The sequence below is a fragment of the Paenibacillus dendrobii genome (genome assembly GCF_009807035.1).
GTDB classification, from domain to species: domain Bacteria; phylum Bacillota; class Bacilli; order Paenibacillales; family Paenibacillaceae; genus Paenibacillus_AQ; species Paenibacillus_AQ dendrobii.
Window position 1 is genome coordinate 266,557 of record NZ_WUBI01000006.1, and the last position, 16,022, is coordinate 282,578.

15 protein-coding genes are annotated in these 16,022 nt (G+C 52.3%); 12 read left to right on the plus strand and 3 right to left on the minus strand.

Annotated features, from left to right (window positions below; genetic code table 11):
- Positions 1-12: 12 nt before the first annotated feature.
- Complete coding sequence (locus tag GRF59_RS27010; RefSeq protein WP_160500817.1) at positions 13-1,596, plus strand: response regulator; 1,584 nt, start codon at positions 13-15, stop codon at positions 1,594-1,596.
- A gap of 84 nt (positions 1,597-1,680) precedes the next feature.
- A complete protein-coding gene (locus GRF59_RS27015; RefSeq protein WP_160500888.1) occupies positions 1,681-2,946 on the plus strand; it encodes an extracellular solute-binding protein in 1,266 nt (421 codons plus the stop codon).
- Between the two features lie 37 nt (positions 2,947-2,983).
- Here the strand turns inward: GRF59_RS27015 and GRF59_RS27020 are convergent, their stop codons facing one another.
- Positions 2,984-3,328 (minus strand): winged helix-turn-helix transcriptional regulator, encoded by a 345-nt coding sequence (locus tag GRF59_RS27020; RefSeq protein WP_160500818.1) that lies wholly within the window; start codon positions 3,326-3,328, stop codon positions 2,984-2,986.
- Between the two features lie 151 nt (positions 3,329-3,479).
- Between GRF59_RS27020 and GRF59_RS27025 the strand changes: the two genes are divergently transcribed.
- From GRF59_RS27025 to GRF59_RS27060, 8 genes are all read left to right on the plus strand, one after another.
- Positions 3,480-4,418: an aldo/keto reductase family protein gene (locus tag GRF59_RS27025; RefSeq protein ID WP_160500819.1), complete on the plus strand. Its 939-nt coding sequence runs from the start codon at positions 3,480-3,482 to the stop codon at positions 4,416-4,418.
- Between the two features lie 37 nt (positions 4,419-4,455).
- A complete protein-coding gene (locus GRF59_RS27030; protein ID WP_160500820.1) occupies positions 4,456-5,304 on the plus strand; it encodes an NAD-dependent epimerase/dehydratase family protein in 849 nt (282 codons plus the stop codon).
- Between the two features lie 235 nt (positions 5,305-5,539).
- Entirely contained in the window at positions 5,540-6,145 is a 606-nt protein-coding gene (locus GRF59_RS27035; RefSeq protein WP_237392079.1) for a glycerol-3-phosphate responsive antiterminator, read from the plus strand.
- Between the two features lie 191 nt (positions 6,146-6,336).
- Positions 6,337-7,650 (plus strand): ABC transporter substrate-binding protein, encoded by a 1,314-nt coding sequence (locus GRF59_RS27040; protein WP_237392080.1) that lies wholly within the window; start codon positions 6,337-6,339, stop codon positions 7,648-7,650.
- Positions 7,651-7,657: 7 nt separating this feature from the next.
- The gene (locus tag GRF59_RS27045; protein ID WP_160500823.1) at positions 7,658-8,581 is read left to right on the plus strand and encodes an HAD family hydrolase; all 924 of its coding nucleotides are present in this window, start codon (positions 7,658-7,660) and stop codon (positions 8,579-8,581) included.
- Positions 8,535-9,608: an ABC transporter ATP-binding protein gene (locus tag GRF59_RS27050; RefSeq protein WP_160500824.1), complete on the plus strand. Its 1,074-nt coding sequence runs from the start codon at positions 8,535-8,537 to the stop codon at positions 9,606-9,608. The genes GRF59_RS27045 and GRF59_RS27050 overlap by 47 nt, the downstream gene beginning before the upstream one ends.
- Complete coding sequence (locus GRF59_RS27055; protein WP_160500825.1) at positions 9,605-10,477, plus strand: carbohydrate ABC transporter permease; 873 nt, start codon at positions 9,605-9,607, stop codon at positions 10,475-10,477. Before GRF59_RS27050 ends, GRF59_RS27055 begins: the two co-directional genes overlap by 4 nt.
- Positions 10,478-10,570: 93 nt before the next feature.
- Entirely contained in the window at positions 10,571-11,392 is an 822-nt protein-coding gene (locus GRF59_RS27060; protein WP_160500889.1) for a carbohydrate ABC transporter permease, read from the plus strand.
- A gap of 113 nt (positions 11,393-11,505) precedes the next feature.
- Here GRF59_RS27060 and GRF59_RS27065 read toward each other — a convergent pair whose 3' ends face one another.
- Both GRF59_RS27065 and GRF59_RS27070 read right to left on the minus strand, forming a co-directional pair.
- Positions 11,506-12,132, minus strand: a complete 627-nt coding sequence (locus tag GRF59_RS27065) for a DUF3298 and DUF4163 domain-containing protein (RefSeq protein ID WP_160500826.1) — start codon at positions 12,130-12,132, stop codon at positions 11,506-11,508.
- A gap of 147 nt (positions 12,133-12,279) precedes the next feature.
- Positions 12,280-13,005 carry a hypothetical protein gene (locus tag GRF59_RS27070; protein WP_160500827.1) on the minus strand — a complete coding sequence of 242 codons (726 nt, stop codon included), beginning with the start codon at positions 13,003-13,005 and terminating at the stop codon, positions 12,280-12,282.
- A gap of 513 nt (positions 13,006-13,518) precedes the next feature.
- Here GRF59_RS27070 and GRF59_RS27075 point away from each other — a divergent pair.
- Both GRF59_RS27075 and GRF59_RS27080 read left to right on the plus strand, forming a co-directional pair.
- Complete coding sequence (locus GRF59_RS27075) at positions 13,519-14,712, plus strand: amino acid deaminase/aldolase (RefSeq protein WP_160500828.1); 1,194 nt, start codon at positions 13,519-13,521, stop codon at positions 14,710-14,712.
- Positions 14,700-16,016 carry a D-arabinono-1,4-lactone oxidase gene (locus GRF59_RS27080; RefSeq protein ID WP_160500829.1) on the plus strand — a complete coding sequence of 439 codons (1,317 nt, stop codon included), beginning with the start codon at positions 14,700-14,702 and terminating at the stop codon, positions 16,014-16,016. The genes GRF59_RS27075 and GRF59_RS27080 overlap by 13 nt, the downstream gene beginning before the upstream one ends.
- Positions 16,017-16,022 lie beyond the last annotated feature (6 nt).

A 16,022-nucleotide genomic window follows, 5' to 3' on the forward strand; every position in this document is an offset into this window, starting at 1 on the left:
GGAATATGTATCATGCATCGGGTCATTATTGTCGAAGATGAATTCATTGTCAGATATGGCATACGTTCGATGATTGATTGGGAGAAAATCGGGCTGCAGCTGGTTGGCGAGGCCGCCAACGGCAAAGAAGCGCTCGAGCTGATGAACGACGGAATGCCGGACATCCTCATTACAGATATTAAAATGCCCGTGATGGACGGCATCGCGCTCATTGCGGAAGTCCGGTCCATCTCTCCGGAGATCAAAATCATCATTCTTAGCAATCTCGAAGATTTTCAATATGCGAAGGAAGCGATCAAGCATGGCGTGTCCGAATATTTGATCAAATCGGATATGATGCCCAGAGACTTTGAGCAAGCGCTGCTTAAGGTAAAAGAAAGTCTGGATGCGGCTCGAAAGGGACAGACTGCGGGTGCGTCACCTGCTCAGACCGAGCCCATGCATAAAGAGAAATTTCTGAACGACTTGATTGAGGGAAGTATCAGCCAAGCAGATGAAGGCGGTCAACAGGCCGAAAAGTTGGGGATGGCACAGCCTCATACGGCGTACTTGATGCATATCAGCCTCAATGCCGCCGAGCAGGGGTACACGGAAAGGCAAGCATCGATCCGGCATATCGTGGAGCAGGTATGGGTTGAGGACCAATGGAGGTACGAAGTGTTTCCGGATAAACAGGGTGAAATGAACGTGCTGTTTACCGATCCAGCCCCGGACTCTTCCTTGATTTCGCTGCTGGTGCAGCAGGCCAACGAGTGTATTTCGCAGTTATCGAAGACATTCAAGTTGACGGCGACCATCGGGATCAGCGGGCGTTTCCGCGAATGGACGGACATGAAGGAAGCATATGCCCAGGCGGTCAAGGCAGCGAAGCAAAAGATGTTTCTTGGGAGCGGCCGCGTGATGCTGCACGGCAGCGTTGAGATGCAGACGCCGGGTGCGCAGGCGGAGCATTTCAAAATCAGCTCGCATCAGATCCAATCGATGGTGTATGCTTTTCAAACCAGAGAGCTCATGGAATATTTGCAGGATGTATTTGGACAGCTTGCCGCCCGCCGGGACGTGGAGTTGGTACATATCGTGTCGCTCGAACTGCTGATGACCCTGACGACCTTGTGGCCCGATGTATCCAACGATGCCCAGCAGGTGCTGCAGCTGAAGAAGCAATATTTTGACGAGCTATCCAAACTGGAGACGCTGGAACAGAGCAGAGGGTGGTTCATCCAGGCGTTTGAAGCGCTGATGCAGCACATGAACGGAATGTATCACAGCGACCGCAACAGCATTATTAAAGCGACCCAGTATATCCAGCAATATTATCATCAGGAAATCTCGCTCCAATCGATCAGCAGCCTGGTGCATTTGAGCAAGAACTATTTCGCCAATTTGTTCAAGAAGGAAGTGGGCGAGAGCTTTTTGGAATATTTGACACGAATCCGCATCGAGAAAGCCAAGTCGCTCCTTACCGGAGACCTGAAGGCAGGGGATGTGGGCAGTCTGGTAGGCATTCAGGATCCGAAGTATTTCTCCAAAGTATTCAAGAAGATCACCGGAGTGTCCCCGTCGGAATACCGCCAACTGATTCGGGAGCATGATTAGAGCATCAAATTGTGATTTTTTTGTAAACGCTTACCAATTTACTTGAAAAGATGGCTTGGATCAGGGAGGTGAAATGTGGTGAACATGAAGGGCTCCATTCTGGCGGTAGTCATGCTGTGCGCGTTCCTATTATCGGGTTGTGGGGATTCTTCTTATGGGGGTGTGAAGACGGAGCAGAGCCCTGCACCCGTGGAGCTGTCGTTTTGGAATCCTTTTGGGGGCGGGGAAGGCGATTTCGTCGAACAGATCATCAAGGATTATAACGATTCGCAGCACAAGGTATTCGTGAAGCAGCTTCGGCTTGAATCCAACGAGTATTATGCCAGGCTGAGCACAGCCCTTTCGCTCGGCAAGGGCCCGGATGTGGCCGTGGCCCATGTGGACCGCTTGTCGCCGTTTATCAAAGCCAAGCAAATCGTACCGCTGGATGCTTTGGCGAATCGGGTCGGATTTGAGTTTAACGGGATTGAGGAATCGAACCGCCAAAGCGTGAGCTATAACGGCCAATATTATGCGGTGCCGCTGGATACTCATTTTCATATGCTCTACTACAATAAAGACGTTCTGCAAAGGGCCGAATTGTTAAACGCTGACGGAACGCCGAAGCTGGCTGAGGCCACCCCGGAAGGCTTCATACGGTTCCTCCAGCAAATTCGCGATCGGGTTCCCGGCGTTCAGCCCATGGCCGTGAATACCCCCTATTTTCAAGAGTCGTTTCTGGATCTGTATTATGAAGCAGGCGGAGAGCTGCTGAGTACTGATTTGAAAAAAGCAGTCATACATAATGAAAAAGCGGTTCAGGTTCTGGCCTTTTATCAACAGCTGTTCGACCGGAAATTAAGCGATTTGAATGACAAGGCGCCCTGGGATTCCTTTTATAACGGGCAAGCGGGCTTGTGGTTTGGAGGCGTATGGGAAGCGGGGCATCATCTGGGCAATTCATCCTTGAATGTCGGGATCATGCCCCTGTCGCCGATCTTCGGCAGCAGCGTGCATTGGGGGAGTTCCCATACCTTGGTCGTTCCGGCTTACGTTACCGAGCAGAAGCAGGATGCCGCCATGGATTTCATGAAGTATTTCTCGGAGGTCGGGGGAGCGATCTGGGGGCAGGCGGGACATGTGCCTGCCAGCCGTGCCATTGTGCAAAGCACCGCCTATCAGGCACTTCCGTACCGCAAGCTGTTTGTGATTTCCCGGGATCATGTGAAGTTCGCACCCAAAACGGATAAGTACGCAGCGCTATACACGGCCATTTCGGAAGATCTTCAGAACATCGTACAGAATCGGATTGAACCTGGGGAAGGATTGGCTGCGCTGGAGAAAAAACTGGATCAGATTTTGGCGAATTAGCTCTGGCAGAACATTCAGGCAACGGCGGGTGGAACCCTTAGGTCCACCGCGCCGCCCACAGCTTCATTTCATGACAAATAACATGCAGATCTTGGCCTTTCGGGGTCAGCGTGTATTCGACGGTCACGGGTACCGTCGGGAAAACCTCGCGTTCAAGGACTCCGTTCTCCTCCAGATGGCGAAGCGTACTGGTCAGGGCACGGGGGCTTACGCTCGGAATCCGGCGCTGCAGCTCACCGAAACGAAGCGTGCCACCGAAGAGCTCGCGGATGACGAGGAAGGCCCATTTTCCGCCAAGCACATCCAGCGTTTTTTCAATATTGCATTCGATATAATCCGGGTTTTTCGGGATATAGCTGCTTGCTTTTTTGGCTGTAGACACCTGGTCTTCACCTCCATATGTACTACTATACTCAAGTATACTAGATATCCTCAGTATAATTAAGTGAAAAACATTTCACTTCTTCAAATCGGGTATGAACTTCGATAGAATGAACCATGTAATCAGGATAACCTCAAGGAGGAATGGGAAAATGAAATACCGGAGATTAGGCGGAAGCGGCCTTAAGGTCAGCGAAATCAGCTTGGGAAGCTGGCTTACATATGGCGGTTACGTAGAACGCGAAAATGCAGTGAATTCGATTAAAACAGCATATGATTTGGGTATTAATTTCTTTGATACAGCGAACGTATATGAAAAAGGCGCGGCAGAGGTGCTGGTAGGCGAAACTCTGAAAGCGTATCCGCGCGAATCCTACGTGCTGGCAACCAAAGCATTCTGGCCCATGGGCGAAGGCCCTAATGACCGCGGTCTCTCCCGCAAGCATATCATGGAGCAGGCTCATGCCAGCTTGAAGCGTCTGCAGCATGACTACGTAGATATCTTCTATTGCCACCGTCATGATCCGGAAACGCCGCTGGATGAAACCCTGCGCGCGCTCGACGATTTGGTCCGCCAAGGCAAAGTGCTGTATGTGGGCGTAAGCGAATGGCAGGCTTCGCAAATCGCAGAGGCCGTTGGCGTGGCCGACCGTTACCTGCTGGACCGCATCGTGGTCAATCAACCGCAATACAATATGTTCCAGCGTTATATCGAAAAAGAAATCATGCCGCTCAGCGAGCGTTCCGGCATCGGACAAGTGGTATTCTCGCCGCTTGCTCAAGGGCTCCTGACTGGCAAATACACGTCCGCTTCGGATATTCCGCAGGACAGCCGCGCGGCCAAGCTCGAGTGGATGCGCAAAGGCATTACCGAAGAAAAAATCAACCAAGTGAAGCAATTGGAGGGCATTGCAACTGAACTGGGTATTTCCGTAGGGAATCTGGCTTTGGCTTGGATTCTACGCAACAGCAACGTTGCCAGTGCATTGGTAGGCGCAAGCCGTCCGGAGCAGGTAACGGAGAATGCCAAAGCTTCCGATGTGGAATTGAATGCTGAAGTGATCGATCGCATCGAGGAGATTTTGAAATAGAATATAACCACTCTTGATCAGCGAGGAGGCATTTTCGATGGCAAAGGTAGTGATCACAGGCGGAAGCGGCATGCTCGGACGCTGGGTGGTGAAGCATTTCGTCGAGCAGGGATACGAAGTATTGAACGTGGACTCGCGGCGGCCGGACGAAGAGCTCTGCCCGACACTGATTGCCGATTTGGAAGACTTGGGCGAGACGTACGGCGCCTTGGCCGGAGCGGATGCGGTCGTACATCTGGCCGCAATACCGGCGGCGCATATCCGTACGCCGGAAGTGACGTTCCGCAACAACGTCATGTCGACGTACAATGTGCTGGAAGCCGCGTCGGGTCTGGGCATTCGGAAGGCGGTCATCGCGTCCAGCGAATCATCGTACGGCATCGTATTCGCGGTGAATCCATTTTCGCCGCAGTATGTGCCGATCGATGAAGAACATCCGCAGTTGCCGCAGGACAGCTATGGTTTATCCAAGATCGTTAACGAGCAGACTGCCGAAATGTTCAACCGCCGTACGGGTATTCAGGTGGTGTCGCTGCGCCTCGGCAATGTCATTCCTCCGGAGTGGTACGAACGCTTTCCGGCGTTCATCCATAAGCCGCAGGAACGCGAGCGGATTCTGTGGAGCTATATCGATACCCGCGATGCCGCCGAAGCTTGCAGGCTGGCCATCGAGGTGGACGGTTTGGGGGCAGTGGCCCTCAACCTGGCATCCGATGATTCGAGCATGGACATTCCAAGCCGCGAGCTTATGACGGAATGTTACCCCGGCGTGACCGATTTCCGGAAAGCTCTTGAAGGCCATGAATCGCTGTTTAGCAACGAGAAGGCCAAACGTCTCCTCGGCTGGCAGCCGAAGCATCAGTGGCGCGAAGAAGTGAAACGGTAACAGCAAATTACCAGAAATGACAAACCCCGGGGAAACGCTCCCTGGGGTTTTCTTTTTAAACCGGGAGACCGAGGAAGTGTTGAGCTTGGCAAGTCTTATTTACATAATCTGCCTACATAATTAACGGTAGGAAAACACTCTGCCGCTATGATGGGGACAAGCTGTTCCTGATTAGGACGGGCCGCAAATCCCGGTCATGGATAGAAATTATATACGCAAGGGAGGCTGGACACAGATGGGCTACGCCCAGACTCGCAAAGCGTTTTACGAAGGTCTTGCCAAGCATAAGCGCATCGCCTCGATTAAAGATCCGCGGCATATCGAGCTTGCTCTGAAGCTGAGGAATCAATTGAGCGGCATCTTTTTGCTGATGGGGCATATCGGGGTGGTGAAGGGATACGTCGACGTGTTCAAGGAACACGGGCTGCCGGTCTTTTTGCATCTGGAGAAAATCGGGGGTCTCAGTACCGATCACTACGGTCTCGATTATTTGGCGAAGAGCATTAAGCCATCCGGAGTCATTTCAACCAAAACCAATGTCGTGAAGAATGCCAATAAAATGGGATTGCTCACCGTTCAGCGGTTCTTTCTCGTGGACAGCGAAGGGCTGGACAATATCGCGAAGAGCCTGTCGCAGACCGAACCGGATATTATTGAACTGATGCCTGCCCGGATTCCGGACATGATCTGCAGGGTGAAATCCTTCACGTCGGTCCCGATCATTACAGGCGGATTGCTGTACGAAGAGTCCCATGCGGAGGAGTGCTTGAACCATGGCGCCACGGCAATCTCTTCTTCCAGGCCGGCGTTGTGGGGGAAGGCGGAGCATAAATTAATCTAGATTTGATCTTTGACCGGAACAGATTTAACAGTTGTCCTTTAAGATTCGTAGTATACAAGTAAATACAACGGTTGGAGCCTTGGAGAAACCTGATCTGCCGCGAACGCATTCGTTCGCGGCGGCATTCAGGTTTCTTTTTTTGCTGCTTCAAACCGGGAACCGTACAAAAAATATAGGGTGGAGGAATGGATATGTTGAAGAAAAAGTTCACGGCTCTTACGCTTGCGGCTTTGATGGTGACGACACTGGCAGGATGCGGTTCAGGCGGGGGCGCCGATAGCGCCGGCGAGGGGAAAGCCGAGGCGGCTTCGTCCTCGAAGAAGATCGTCATCAAGTATTGGTACGCTTACGGGGACAAGATCGAAGAAGCGAAACAGCACATGGTCAAAACGTTCAACGAATCCCAAGACAAATACGAAGTCGTAGCGGAGCATCAGGGAGGATATGATGATCTTCATGCGAAAGTTCAGGCTGCTTTCGCCGCAGGCAACGCCCCGGCCGTGACGGATCTGGAGATTGCATCAACCGGCGTTTTTGCCCACTCGGGCATGCTTGAAGAGCTGACGCCATATGCGGAGAAGGACAAGGAGCAGCTGCAGCTGGATGACTTCATTCCCGGTCTGATGGGTAACGCTTATGTGGACGGTAAGCTGTACGGGCTTCCTTTTATGCGCAGCACTCCGATTATGTATAAAAACGTAACCATGCTTCAAAATGCGGGCCTCGACCCTGCCGGTCCCAAGACCTGGGATGAGCTGGAAGAGTACTCGCGCGTGCTGAAGGAAAAAGGCAAGGTCGGCATGACGCTTCCGGTCGATATCTGGTATTACGAAGCGCTGGTGGCCCAAAGCGGAGGCCAAATGCTGAGCGAAGACGGCAAGAAGGAGGCATTCAACGAAGCGGCAGGCGTAGCGCCCGTGGAGTTTTGGAAAAAGCTCTCCGGCGAAGGGCTGATCAAAATGCCTGTCGGCGATGAAGCGGGAGCGACCGCCGACAAGGATTGGGCGAATCAAATGTCCGCTTTCAAATTCGGTTCAACGGCAGGAGTTTCGAAAAGTCTGGAAATTGCCAAGGGCAACGGATTTGAACTGCAAACGGCATTCATGCCCGCGAACAAGGATTACGGCGTTCCAACGGGCGGCTGCCAGCTGGTCATGACGTCCAAGAGCAAGCCTGAAGAGAAGGAAGCGGCCTGGGAATTCATCAAATGGATGACCTCCAAGGAGAACACGATCTATCAGCATAAGCATGTTGGTTATCTGCCAACCCGCACATCGGCAGTTGAAAGCGACGAACTGAAGGAGCATTTTGCCCAGAATCCGCAGTTTAAAGTCGCGGTGGACCAACTGGAATATGCCAGACCGCGTCCGATGGAGAACGCTTATCCGGAAGTGGCGAACATTCTGACCGATGCCATTCAAAAGGCGATCATCGATCCGAAGACTTCGCCTCAGGATGCACTGAATCAGGCGGCGGAGAAGGCCAATAAACTGCTCGGAAAATAGAAAGGATATGCATAAGATGACAGATGAACGCTGGCTAAAGGACATAAAAGTCATCATTTTCGATATGGATGGCACCTTGTATCAGGAAGACTCCTTCATGGAGCGTTATATCCGCCATCTGTTGAAGGGAACGGAACATGAGCCGGATACGGAAGCGGCGGTGCAGACAGCCAAGGTGATCCGCAGCGGAGACACGGGCTTCGGGTTCGGGCATTTCTATCACCTTCAAGACGGCGTGATGCTAATCAGGGAGGAAGAGGGCATGGCACAGGGGTATGTGTGGGACGGAACTTCCGTCCCCATCCCGGCCGTGGGAGGACGATACGACTTCGGCTCCATCGAAGGGGCAGAGCTGCTTCATATCGGCGATCCCTGGGGCATCGTGGCCATGCTCAGCCATCGGTATAAGCTGCCGGAAAGGAAGCTGACCGATGCTTTTGATCAAGTGCGCCGGGAAATGCTTCGCGATCCTTACCGCTTCGAGATTCATCCGGGATTAATGCAAGCCGTCGAAGAGCTCGGGGTGGAGAAAAAAGTGCTCATGACCAATACGCCGCAGCAATCCGGCATCGAATTTCTGGAGTACATGAACATGCGGCATGTTTTTGACGAAGTGCACTGTGGAGCGGGGAAGCCGGAAGGGCTGGAGCTATATGTGGCTTCCCTGCTGAAACAGGGATATGGAGCGCATGAAATATTATCGATCGGGGATAACCCGTGGAATGATCTGCATCCGGTGAGGCGGATCGGAGGGCGGACATGCTTGATATCCCCTTATGCCAGCTATGATCAGGCAACCTGGGATCTGCGTCTGACGGCACTAGATGAACTGGAGCAGCTATTATACGCCATACGAAGCTGCATATTGAAGGAGGGAATGACGGATGGCACAGATCCTGCTGAAAAGCATCAGCAAGAAGTTCAAGGATGAGACCGTAATAGAGGATTTGAACCTGGAGATTAAAGACGGTTCCTTCACGGTTCTCGTCGGGCCGTCAGGCTGCGGCAAATCGACCACGCTGCGCATGGTAGCCGGCCTTGAGAAACAGAGCAGCGGCGAAATATGGATTGATGACGTGTGCGTGAATGATACGCCGCCAGGACTTCGGGACGTCGCGATGGTATTTCAGAATTATGCGCTCTATCCTACGATGACCGTCCGCGGGAATATCGAATTCGGCCTGAAAAACAGAGGTGTTTCCAAAAGCGAACGCGGAAAGCTGGTCAAGGATATATCGGAGATCGTCGGCCTCGCTCCTTATTTGGACAAAAAACCGCAGAGCTTGTCCGGCGGGCAACGTCAACGGGTCGCGCTGGCGCGGGCCATGGTCAAACAGCCGAAGGTATTCATTCTTGATGAGCCCTTGTCCAATCTCGACGCCAAGCTGCGCAACCAAATGAGAACGGAGCTGATCCAGCTCCATAAGCGGCTTGGAACCACCTTCGTCTATGTCACACATGACCAGGTGGAGGCGATGTCGATGGGAGATGAAATTGTGGTGATGAACATGGGAGCAATCCAGCAGGCGGATTCCCCTATGAAGCTTTACCAGGATCCGGCGAATCTATTTACGGCTCAGTTTATCGGCACGCCGGCGATGAACATCATGAACATGCAGGAGGTGCAGGGTCTGGATATCCGCTCCGACCGTCCCGTCGGATATGTGGGCTTCCGTCCCGAGCAGGGGCTGATGAACCCGGCGCAGCAGGTGGAAGGACTTGAGTTGAAGGGCGAAATTCTGACCCGCGAGAGTCTGGGAGCGGAGAATATCTATCAGATCCGCTCGCAGGCGGGGGTGTTTTTCGTCAAAACCTTCCTGAAGCCCTTGGAGTCCGCGGATCACGTGAACATTACGATTCCGTATAATGAACTCTTTTATTTCGGAACGGATGGGGAAAGGCTGTACGGGGCCGGAATCCATGCGAGGCATTTGGCGGCTGGAGGCGTTCTGATATGACGGTTTGGCATAAGCTCCGCCCCTATAGCATGGTCGCGCCGGCCATTATCATTTTTTCGTTGTTTTTTATTTATCCGATCTTTTACATGATTTATTTGAGCATGTTCGATTGGAATTTCGTCAGTCCCACCAAAGCCTTCGTCGGCATTCAGAATTTCGTGGACCTGCTGAGCGAGCCGGAATTCCGGCAGGTGCTCTCCAATACCACCCTGTACACGCTCTTGACCGTAACGCTAACGACGGGGTTGTCCCTGCTTCTGGCGCTGTGGCTTAACCGCGGGAATTTCTTTTACGGCATCGTGCAAGGTGCCATTTTCAGTCCGCATATTATTTCGCTCGTATCCATTTCGCTGCTCTGGAGTTGGTTGATGGACCCGGAATACGGACTGCTGAACTGGGTGATCGGACTCTTCGGATTTGCGAAGCTGCAGTGGCTGTCCCATCCGAGCACGTCGCTGATCTCCCTCGTCATCGTTGCCGTCTGGAAAGGCATCGGCTACAACACGCTCGTGTTCATCGCCGGACTACAGAGCATTCCCGCCGATATTTATGAAGCGGCATCGCTGGACCGTTCCAGACCCTGGACGACATTCACCAAGCTGATTATGCCGATGCTGTCGCCGACGATCTTTTTCCTGGTCATCATCAACATGATCGGCTCGTTTCAGGTGTTCGAGACCATTGCCATCATGACCCAGGGCGGTCCAGTCAATTCCACGAATACGCTGGTCTACTACATTTACGAATACGGCTTCCGGTTCTTTAAGATTGGTTATGCTTCCGCGGCAGGCGTCATTCTGCTGTTCATCGTGGGTATCCTGACCATCATCTATTTCAAATTGCTGTCGAACCGGGTTCATTACCGTTAGAAAGGGGGAAAGCTCTTGAAAGCCATCGATATCGGGACCGCTCCCGGCAGACCGCTGGGCGGCATCCGGACGAAGCAAGCTCTTTTACGAAAAATGGTTTCATTTATTCTGCGCCTGCTGAACACGGCGGGACTGCTGCTGCTGATATTGATCTTCGCGATGCCTTTTGTCTGGATGCTCTCCACATCGCTGAAGACGCTGCCGGAGACGATGATTTTTCCGCCGGAATGGATTCCGCATCACCCGGTCTGGAGCAATTACATCGACGCTTGGCAGACAGGGCCGTTCCTGCATTACTTGACGAACAGCGTCATAATTTCCGTGAGCATTCTAATCCTGCAAATGCTGACGATCATCCCGGCCTCTTATGCGTTTGCAAGATATAAGTTTATCGGATCGGGCTTTTTATTCGGTGTCGTCATGGTCACGCTCATGATTCCCAATCAACTAATATTCCTTCCGGTCTACCTAGAACTGAGCGCCTTTAAGCTGCTGAATACCCATTTGGGACTCATTCTTCCATTCGCATCAAGCGCCTTCGGCATCTTCCTGCTGCGGCAGGCGTTCCGGCAGATCTCGGACGAACTGCTGGAAGCGGCAAGGCTGGATCAGGCGGCAGAATGGAAAATCATCGTCCGGATCATGGTGCCCATGGTGAAGCCGGTGCTCGTCACGTTCGCCCTGTTCAGTTTCATCGCCCACTGGAACGATTATTTCTGGCCGCTGGTGATGACCACGAACGAGGTCGCCCGAACGCTGCCGATCGGGATCGCGAAGATCCGCGAGGTAGAGGGCGTAGGGACGTGGAATATCCTGATGGCAGGCAACGTGATTCTCGTGGCACCGATCCTGGTCGCATTTTTCCTGTCGCAGCGCCATATCATTAAGGCCTTTGTATATAATGGCGTGAAGTGATTTTAACGGTTAGATCTTAGTAAACTGCCGCAGAAAAAGCTGAAAGCTGCTCCATCGCCACTTGACGCTGGGAGCAGCTTTTTTGGCCGCATATATAATACTGGCCCTCAAGTTTAGGCAATATCCGCCGCCAGTACCGTGAGGGGCCCTTCCTCGGTTGCGATATTTTGCAGGTCGTACACCGAAATCGGAAACATCGGGAAACCGACATAGTAAGGCGTAATCGCGTACAGCGGATAGAAGATGACCAGTGCTTTATCGGCCAAATAAAAATCCTGGTTCGGTTGCACCGTAACCGTGCTGCCCTCAAGCACAGGAAGATTGCGCTTCTTGATCTGCGCGTTGATCTCCGCGGTCAGGACGGCTTGGTAGTTCGAACCTGGTTTGAACAAATCGGACAGCGCATAAGTAGCACCCGTAGATGTGTTAAAGGTTAATCCCTTAGCGACCGTATAACCGTGGGCCATAGGCGTGGAATACGTATAGTTGCTGAGCATCAGGCTGAGGATGCCGCGTTCATTGGTTTTGATCTCGTAATTTCCGGTGGTGCTGGGATTCGTCCCCGTTTGAATCTGCTGCTGCGTGCGCTGCATATCCTGGATCTGCGAAATGATCGCGCGATTGATCCGTTCCTCCGCTTGGCGGTTTGCAAGCCCGCTCACCTGCGGATAATGGATAACGGTGCCGGGGGCCGTATACGTCAACGTGCGCACGTTCGCTGGCGGCTGATAAAGAGGCATTACATTCGCTCCCTTACGTTCATGGTAGTTGCATTAGCCTATTCGGCGGGGGGGCTTAACGTGAATTCCGAGGACGGCGTTTGGAGCAGAAATGTAAAAAGGACAATCCCGCTAAAACGGGGATTGTCCTTTTATGTCCAGTTGCAACTATTGGTTGTATTTGTTCACGTAGGCGTTAAGCTTCGTCGTATATTGATTGATATACGTACGGCCGGCCTCGAGCTTTTTGTTGGCTGCCGTCAGGCTTTGTTTTTTGTAAATAGCCTGCTGCATGAGGGTGAAACCTTCCAGCTGCAGCTGCGAGCCTTTAACCATCAATGCGTGAATGCTCTGCAGCTCCGCATTTGGGGCTTTCACTTTGGAGACCATGTTGACGACTTTTTTGTAGTTGGGAATGACCACGTTGGTGAGCGTACTGTACACTGTCTTCCGGTTGGACGCTGTTACAACCATATTTTTTTGATAGGCTGTAAGCGCATTGGTCTCGTACACTTCGATCGGCTGCAGCATGTCGGCGTAATCCTGCAAATCCAGTATTTCAGCCGGCAGCACCTCTTCGTCGTCATAGGCATCATCTGAGATGACGTCAATGTATGACACATCATCCGCATATCCGTTCGCGCCGAAGGTAATCTTGGCGGTTCCTTCGCCAACGGCTTTCAGCGTGAGCAGACCCGTTGTCCCGTTCAAGGCAAGCGTCACGACCGAGGTATCCGAAGAGACCGCCTTTAGATCGTTAAAGGATACCCCGGAGGAGAGCTTTTTGAATTGAATGGTGACACCTTCACCTACAGTCATATCCGTGGGCGGATAGGAGTAGGAGAAATCCTTCGACAGAATGTTGTCGGAGGCTGCAAAAATTGTAGCTGGCATCAATAAGATGAGTGCCATGAAAATCAATAATACCCGTTTCTTCATAATCCGACGCAACCCTTCGTATTTAATTGCTGCACGCCATGAAGTCTTGTCCGTGTTGTTTGCAGTAAGTGAACCTATTCATCTTATTAAGGAAGTAAGTGGTATGTCAATCATTTTTCTACACATTTCACCAAAAAATGACTTGTAAAAGGGGGAAGGGGATTATGCTTCTTCGGGAAAGGATTCACAGTGAAATAAGCAATTGCCCTCTGAAATATTTTCCGCTAAAATAAGGATAATTTACTCCGGCATCGCCGTTCTCCATGTCATCACGCTCAGACCCCGATGTTTCCTTTTAACCTGTATACCTCATCCCTATATTGTGATTTACCACCGCCATTACCCTGCAAAAGCATAGCTGCCGACAACTTCAATGATGGAATCCGCAACAGAGTAGTCTTTTTGCATATACTAATGATAGCGCTTACTTCATTCGGATAACTCATCTTTATCATGGGGGGGGAGAAGATGCAGCGAAATTATTCCTACTATAAAAAGATGTTCGAAGGGACTTCCAAACCGTTCGGATTTGTGGATCTGGACTTACTGGATGAGAATATCGGACGGATTATGGCCAGGGCCGGAACTAAGAACATTCGGATCGCGACCAAATCGGTCCGAAGCGCGCTCTTGTTGAAAAGAATTCTTCGCAAAAGTCCGCTTTTTTGCGGGCTGATGTGTTTTTCACCGCAGGAGGCCGTATATCTGGTGAAACAGGGTTTGGACGATATTGTCATGGGTTACCCGGTATGGGAGCCGGCGGCGCTGTCCGGTCTGGCTGAACTGATTCGCCAAGGCAAGTCCATCACGCTCATGGTCGATTCCATCCGGCATATTGAGCATATCGAACGAATCGCCGAACTCCATGGTGTCCGGTTTCCGGTCTGTCTCGACATGGATATGTCAATGGATGTTCCGGGACTTCATTTTGGGGTATGGCGTTCACCGATCCGTACAGTTGCGGATGCGAAGCCTGTTGTGGACAAGATTTTGTCTTCTGGCGGAGTCACCATGGACGGCGTGATGGGATATGAAGCACAGATCGCCGGGGTAGGGGATCATTATCCGGGCATGGCCGCCAAGAATGCTTTGGTTCGAAAGCTCAAGCAGCGTTCGGCCAAGCAAATCGCCGGGAAAAGGGCGGATCTGGTCGCCATGATTGAGGATGCACTCGGAGCTCCGCTCCGGTTCGTAAATGGCGGCGGTACGGGCAGTCTGCATACGACAACGACGGAACATGCAGTCACAGAGGTGACGGTCGGTTCCGGGTTTTTTTCGCCGGGATTGTTTGATAACTACAAGAACTTCCGTTACCAGCCTGCGGCGGGATATGCCGTGGAAATCGTGCGTCAGCCCGAAGCGCATCTGTTTACCTGCCTCGGCGGCGGGTATGTTGCCTCCGGCGCAGCCGGCAAAGACAAACTGCCGAAGCCATACTTGCCGGAAGGCGCAGCTCTCATGTCCCTCGAAGGTGCAGGAGAAGTGCAGACACCGGTATTGTACAAAGGGGATGAGCGGCTTGCGCTCGGAGACCCCATCTTTTTCCGGCATGCGAAGGCAGGAGAACTATGCGAGCGTTTCAACCATTTATACGGCGTTTCGGAAGGCAAAATTATTGAACAAATCTCAACGTACCGGGGGGACGGGCAATGCTTTCTTTAAATGAAAATCAGAAAGTCTGGAAAAATTGGTCCGGAATCGTCCACAGCACGCCAAGGCATAGAGTATATCCTTCCAGAGTCGATGAAGTGGTTTCCCTGGTACAGTCATGCGTCAAAGAGGGCAAGGGAATCCGTGTTATTGGAGCGGGACACTCCTTTACGCCGCTGGTGCAGACCGGAGATGTGCTGCTGTCGCTGGATCATCTGGCGGGCGTCGAGCATGTGGATGAAGCTACGCAGAGCGTCTGGATCTGGGCCGGTACGAGACTGAGGGATTTAAGCGAGGCGCTCTATCAGCAGGGCTGGGCGCAGGAGAATCTCGGGGATATCGACACGCAGTCCATTGGGGGGGCTATCGGAACCGGAACCCATGGTACGGGAATACGGTTTGGCTCCTTGTCGACCCAGCTGCTGGAAGTACAGGTAGTCACGGCGTCGGGTGAGCTGCTGACCTGCAGCGAGGAGCAGAACCGCGATATTTTCAAGGCATTGCAGGTGTCCTTGGGGATGCTGGGCATTATCGTCAAGGTCCGAATCCGCGTGGTCCCCCTGACCGTTCTTCATTATCAAAGCGAACGCTTCTCCATTGACGATTGCTTCAAGCGCTTACCCGAATTCAGGGACAACCACGATCATTTTGAATTTTTCTGGTTTCCGCATACGGATGTCGTGCAGGTGAAACGACTGGATGAAACGGATGAGAAGCCGTCTGGAGGACGGTTTTGGAATCAAATGAATCAGATGGTGATGGAAAATGCCTTTTTCGGCATGTTGTCCGAAGGCTGCCGCGTGTTCCCGGGATTATGCAAGCCCGTCAGCCGCCTGTCCGCGCGTTTCGTCCCTACGGGGAAGGATGTGGCTTACAGCCATCAGCTGTTTACCACTCAGCGACTGGTACGCTTCAACGAAATGGAGTACAGCGTGCCTGCGGAGAAAATGGAGGAGGTCGTCAGCGAGATTCGTGCTCGCGTGACTGCGCAGAGTCATGCCGTTCATTTTCCCGTGGAATGCCGTTACGTCAAAGGTGACGATATCTGGCTCAGCCCGGCATACGGTCGCGATTCCGCCTATATTGCCGTCCATATGTACAAAGGAATGGAGCATCAAGTGTACTTCCGCGATATTGAGGAGATATTCCGGCGCCATGAAGGTCGCCCTCATTGGGGCAAGATGCATACGCGGACGGCAGCGGAGCTATCCGGTCTATATCCACAGTGGAGCGCTTTTCAGGATGTCCGCAAGCAGCTGGACCCGGGCGGCATATTCCAGAATGACTATTTGCGAAAGTTGTTTGCCGAAAAATAGGAATAC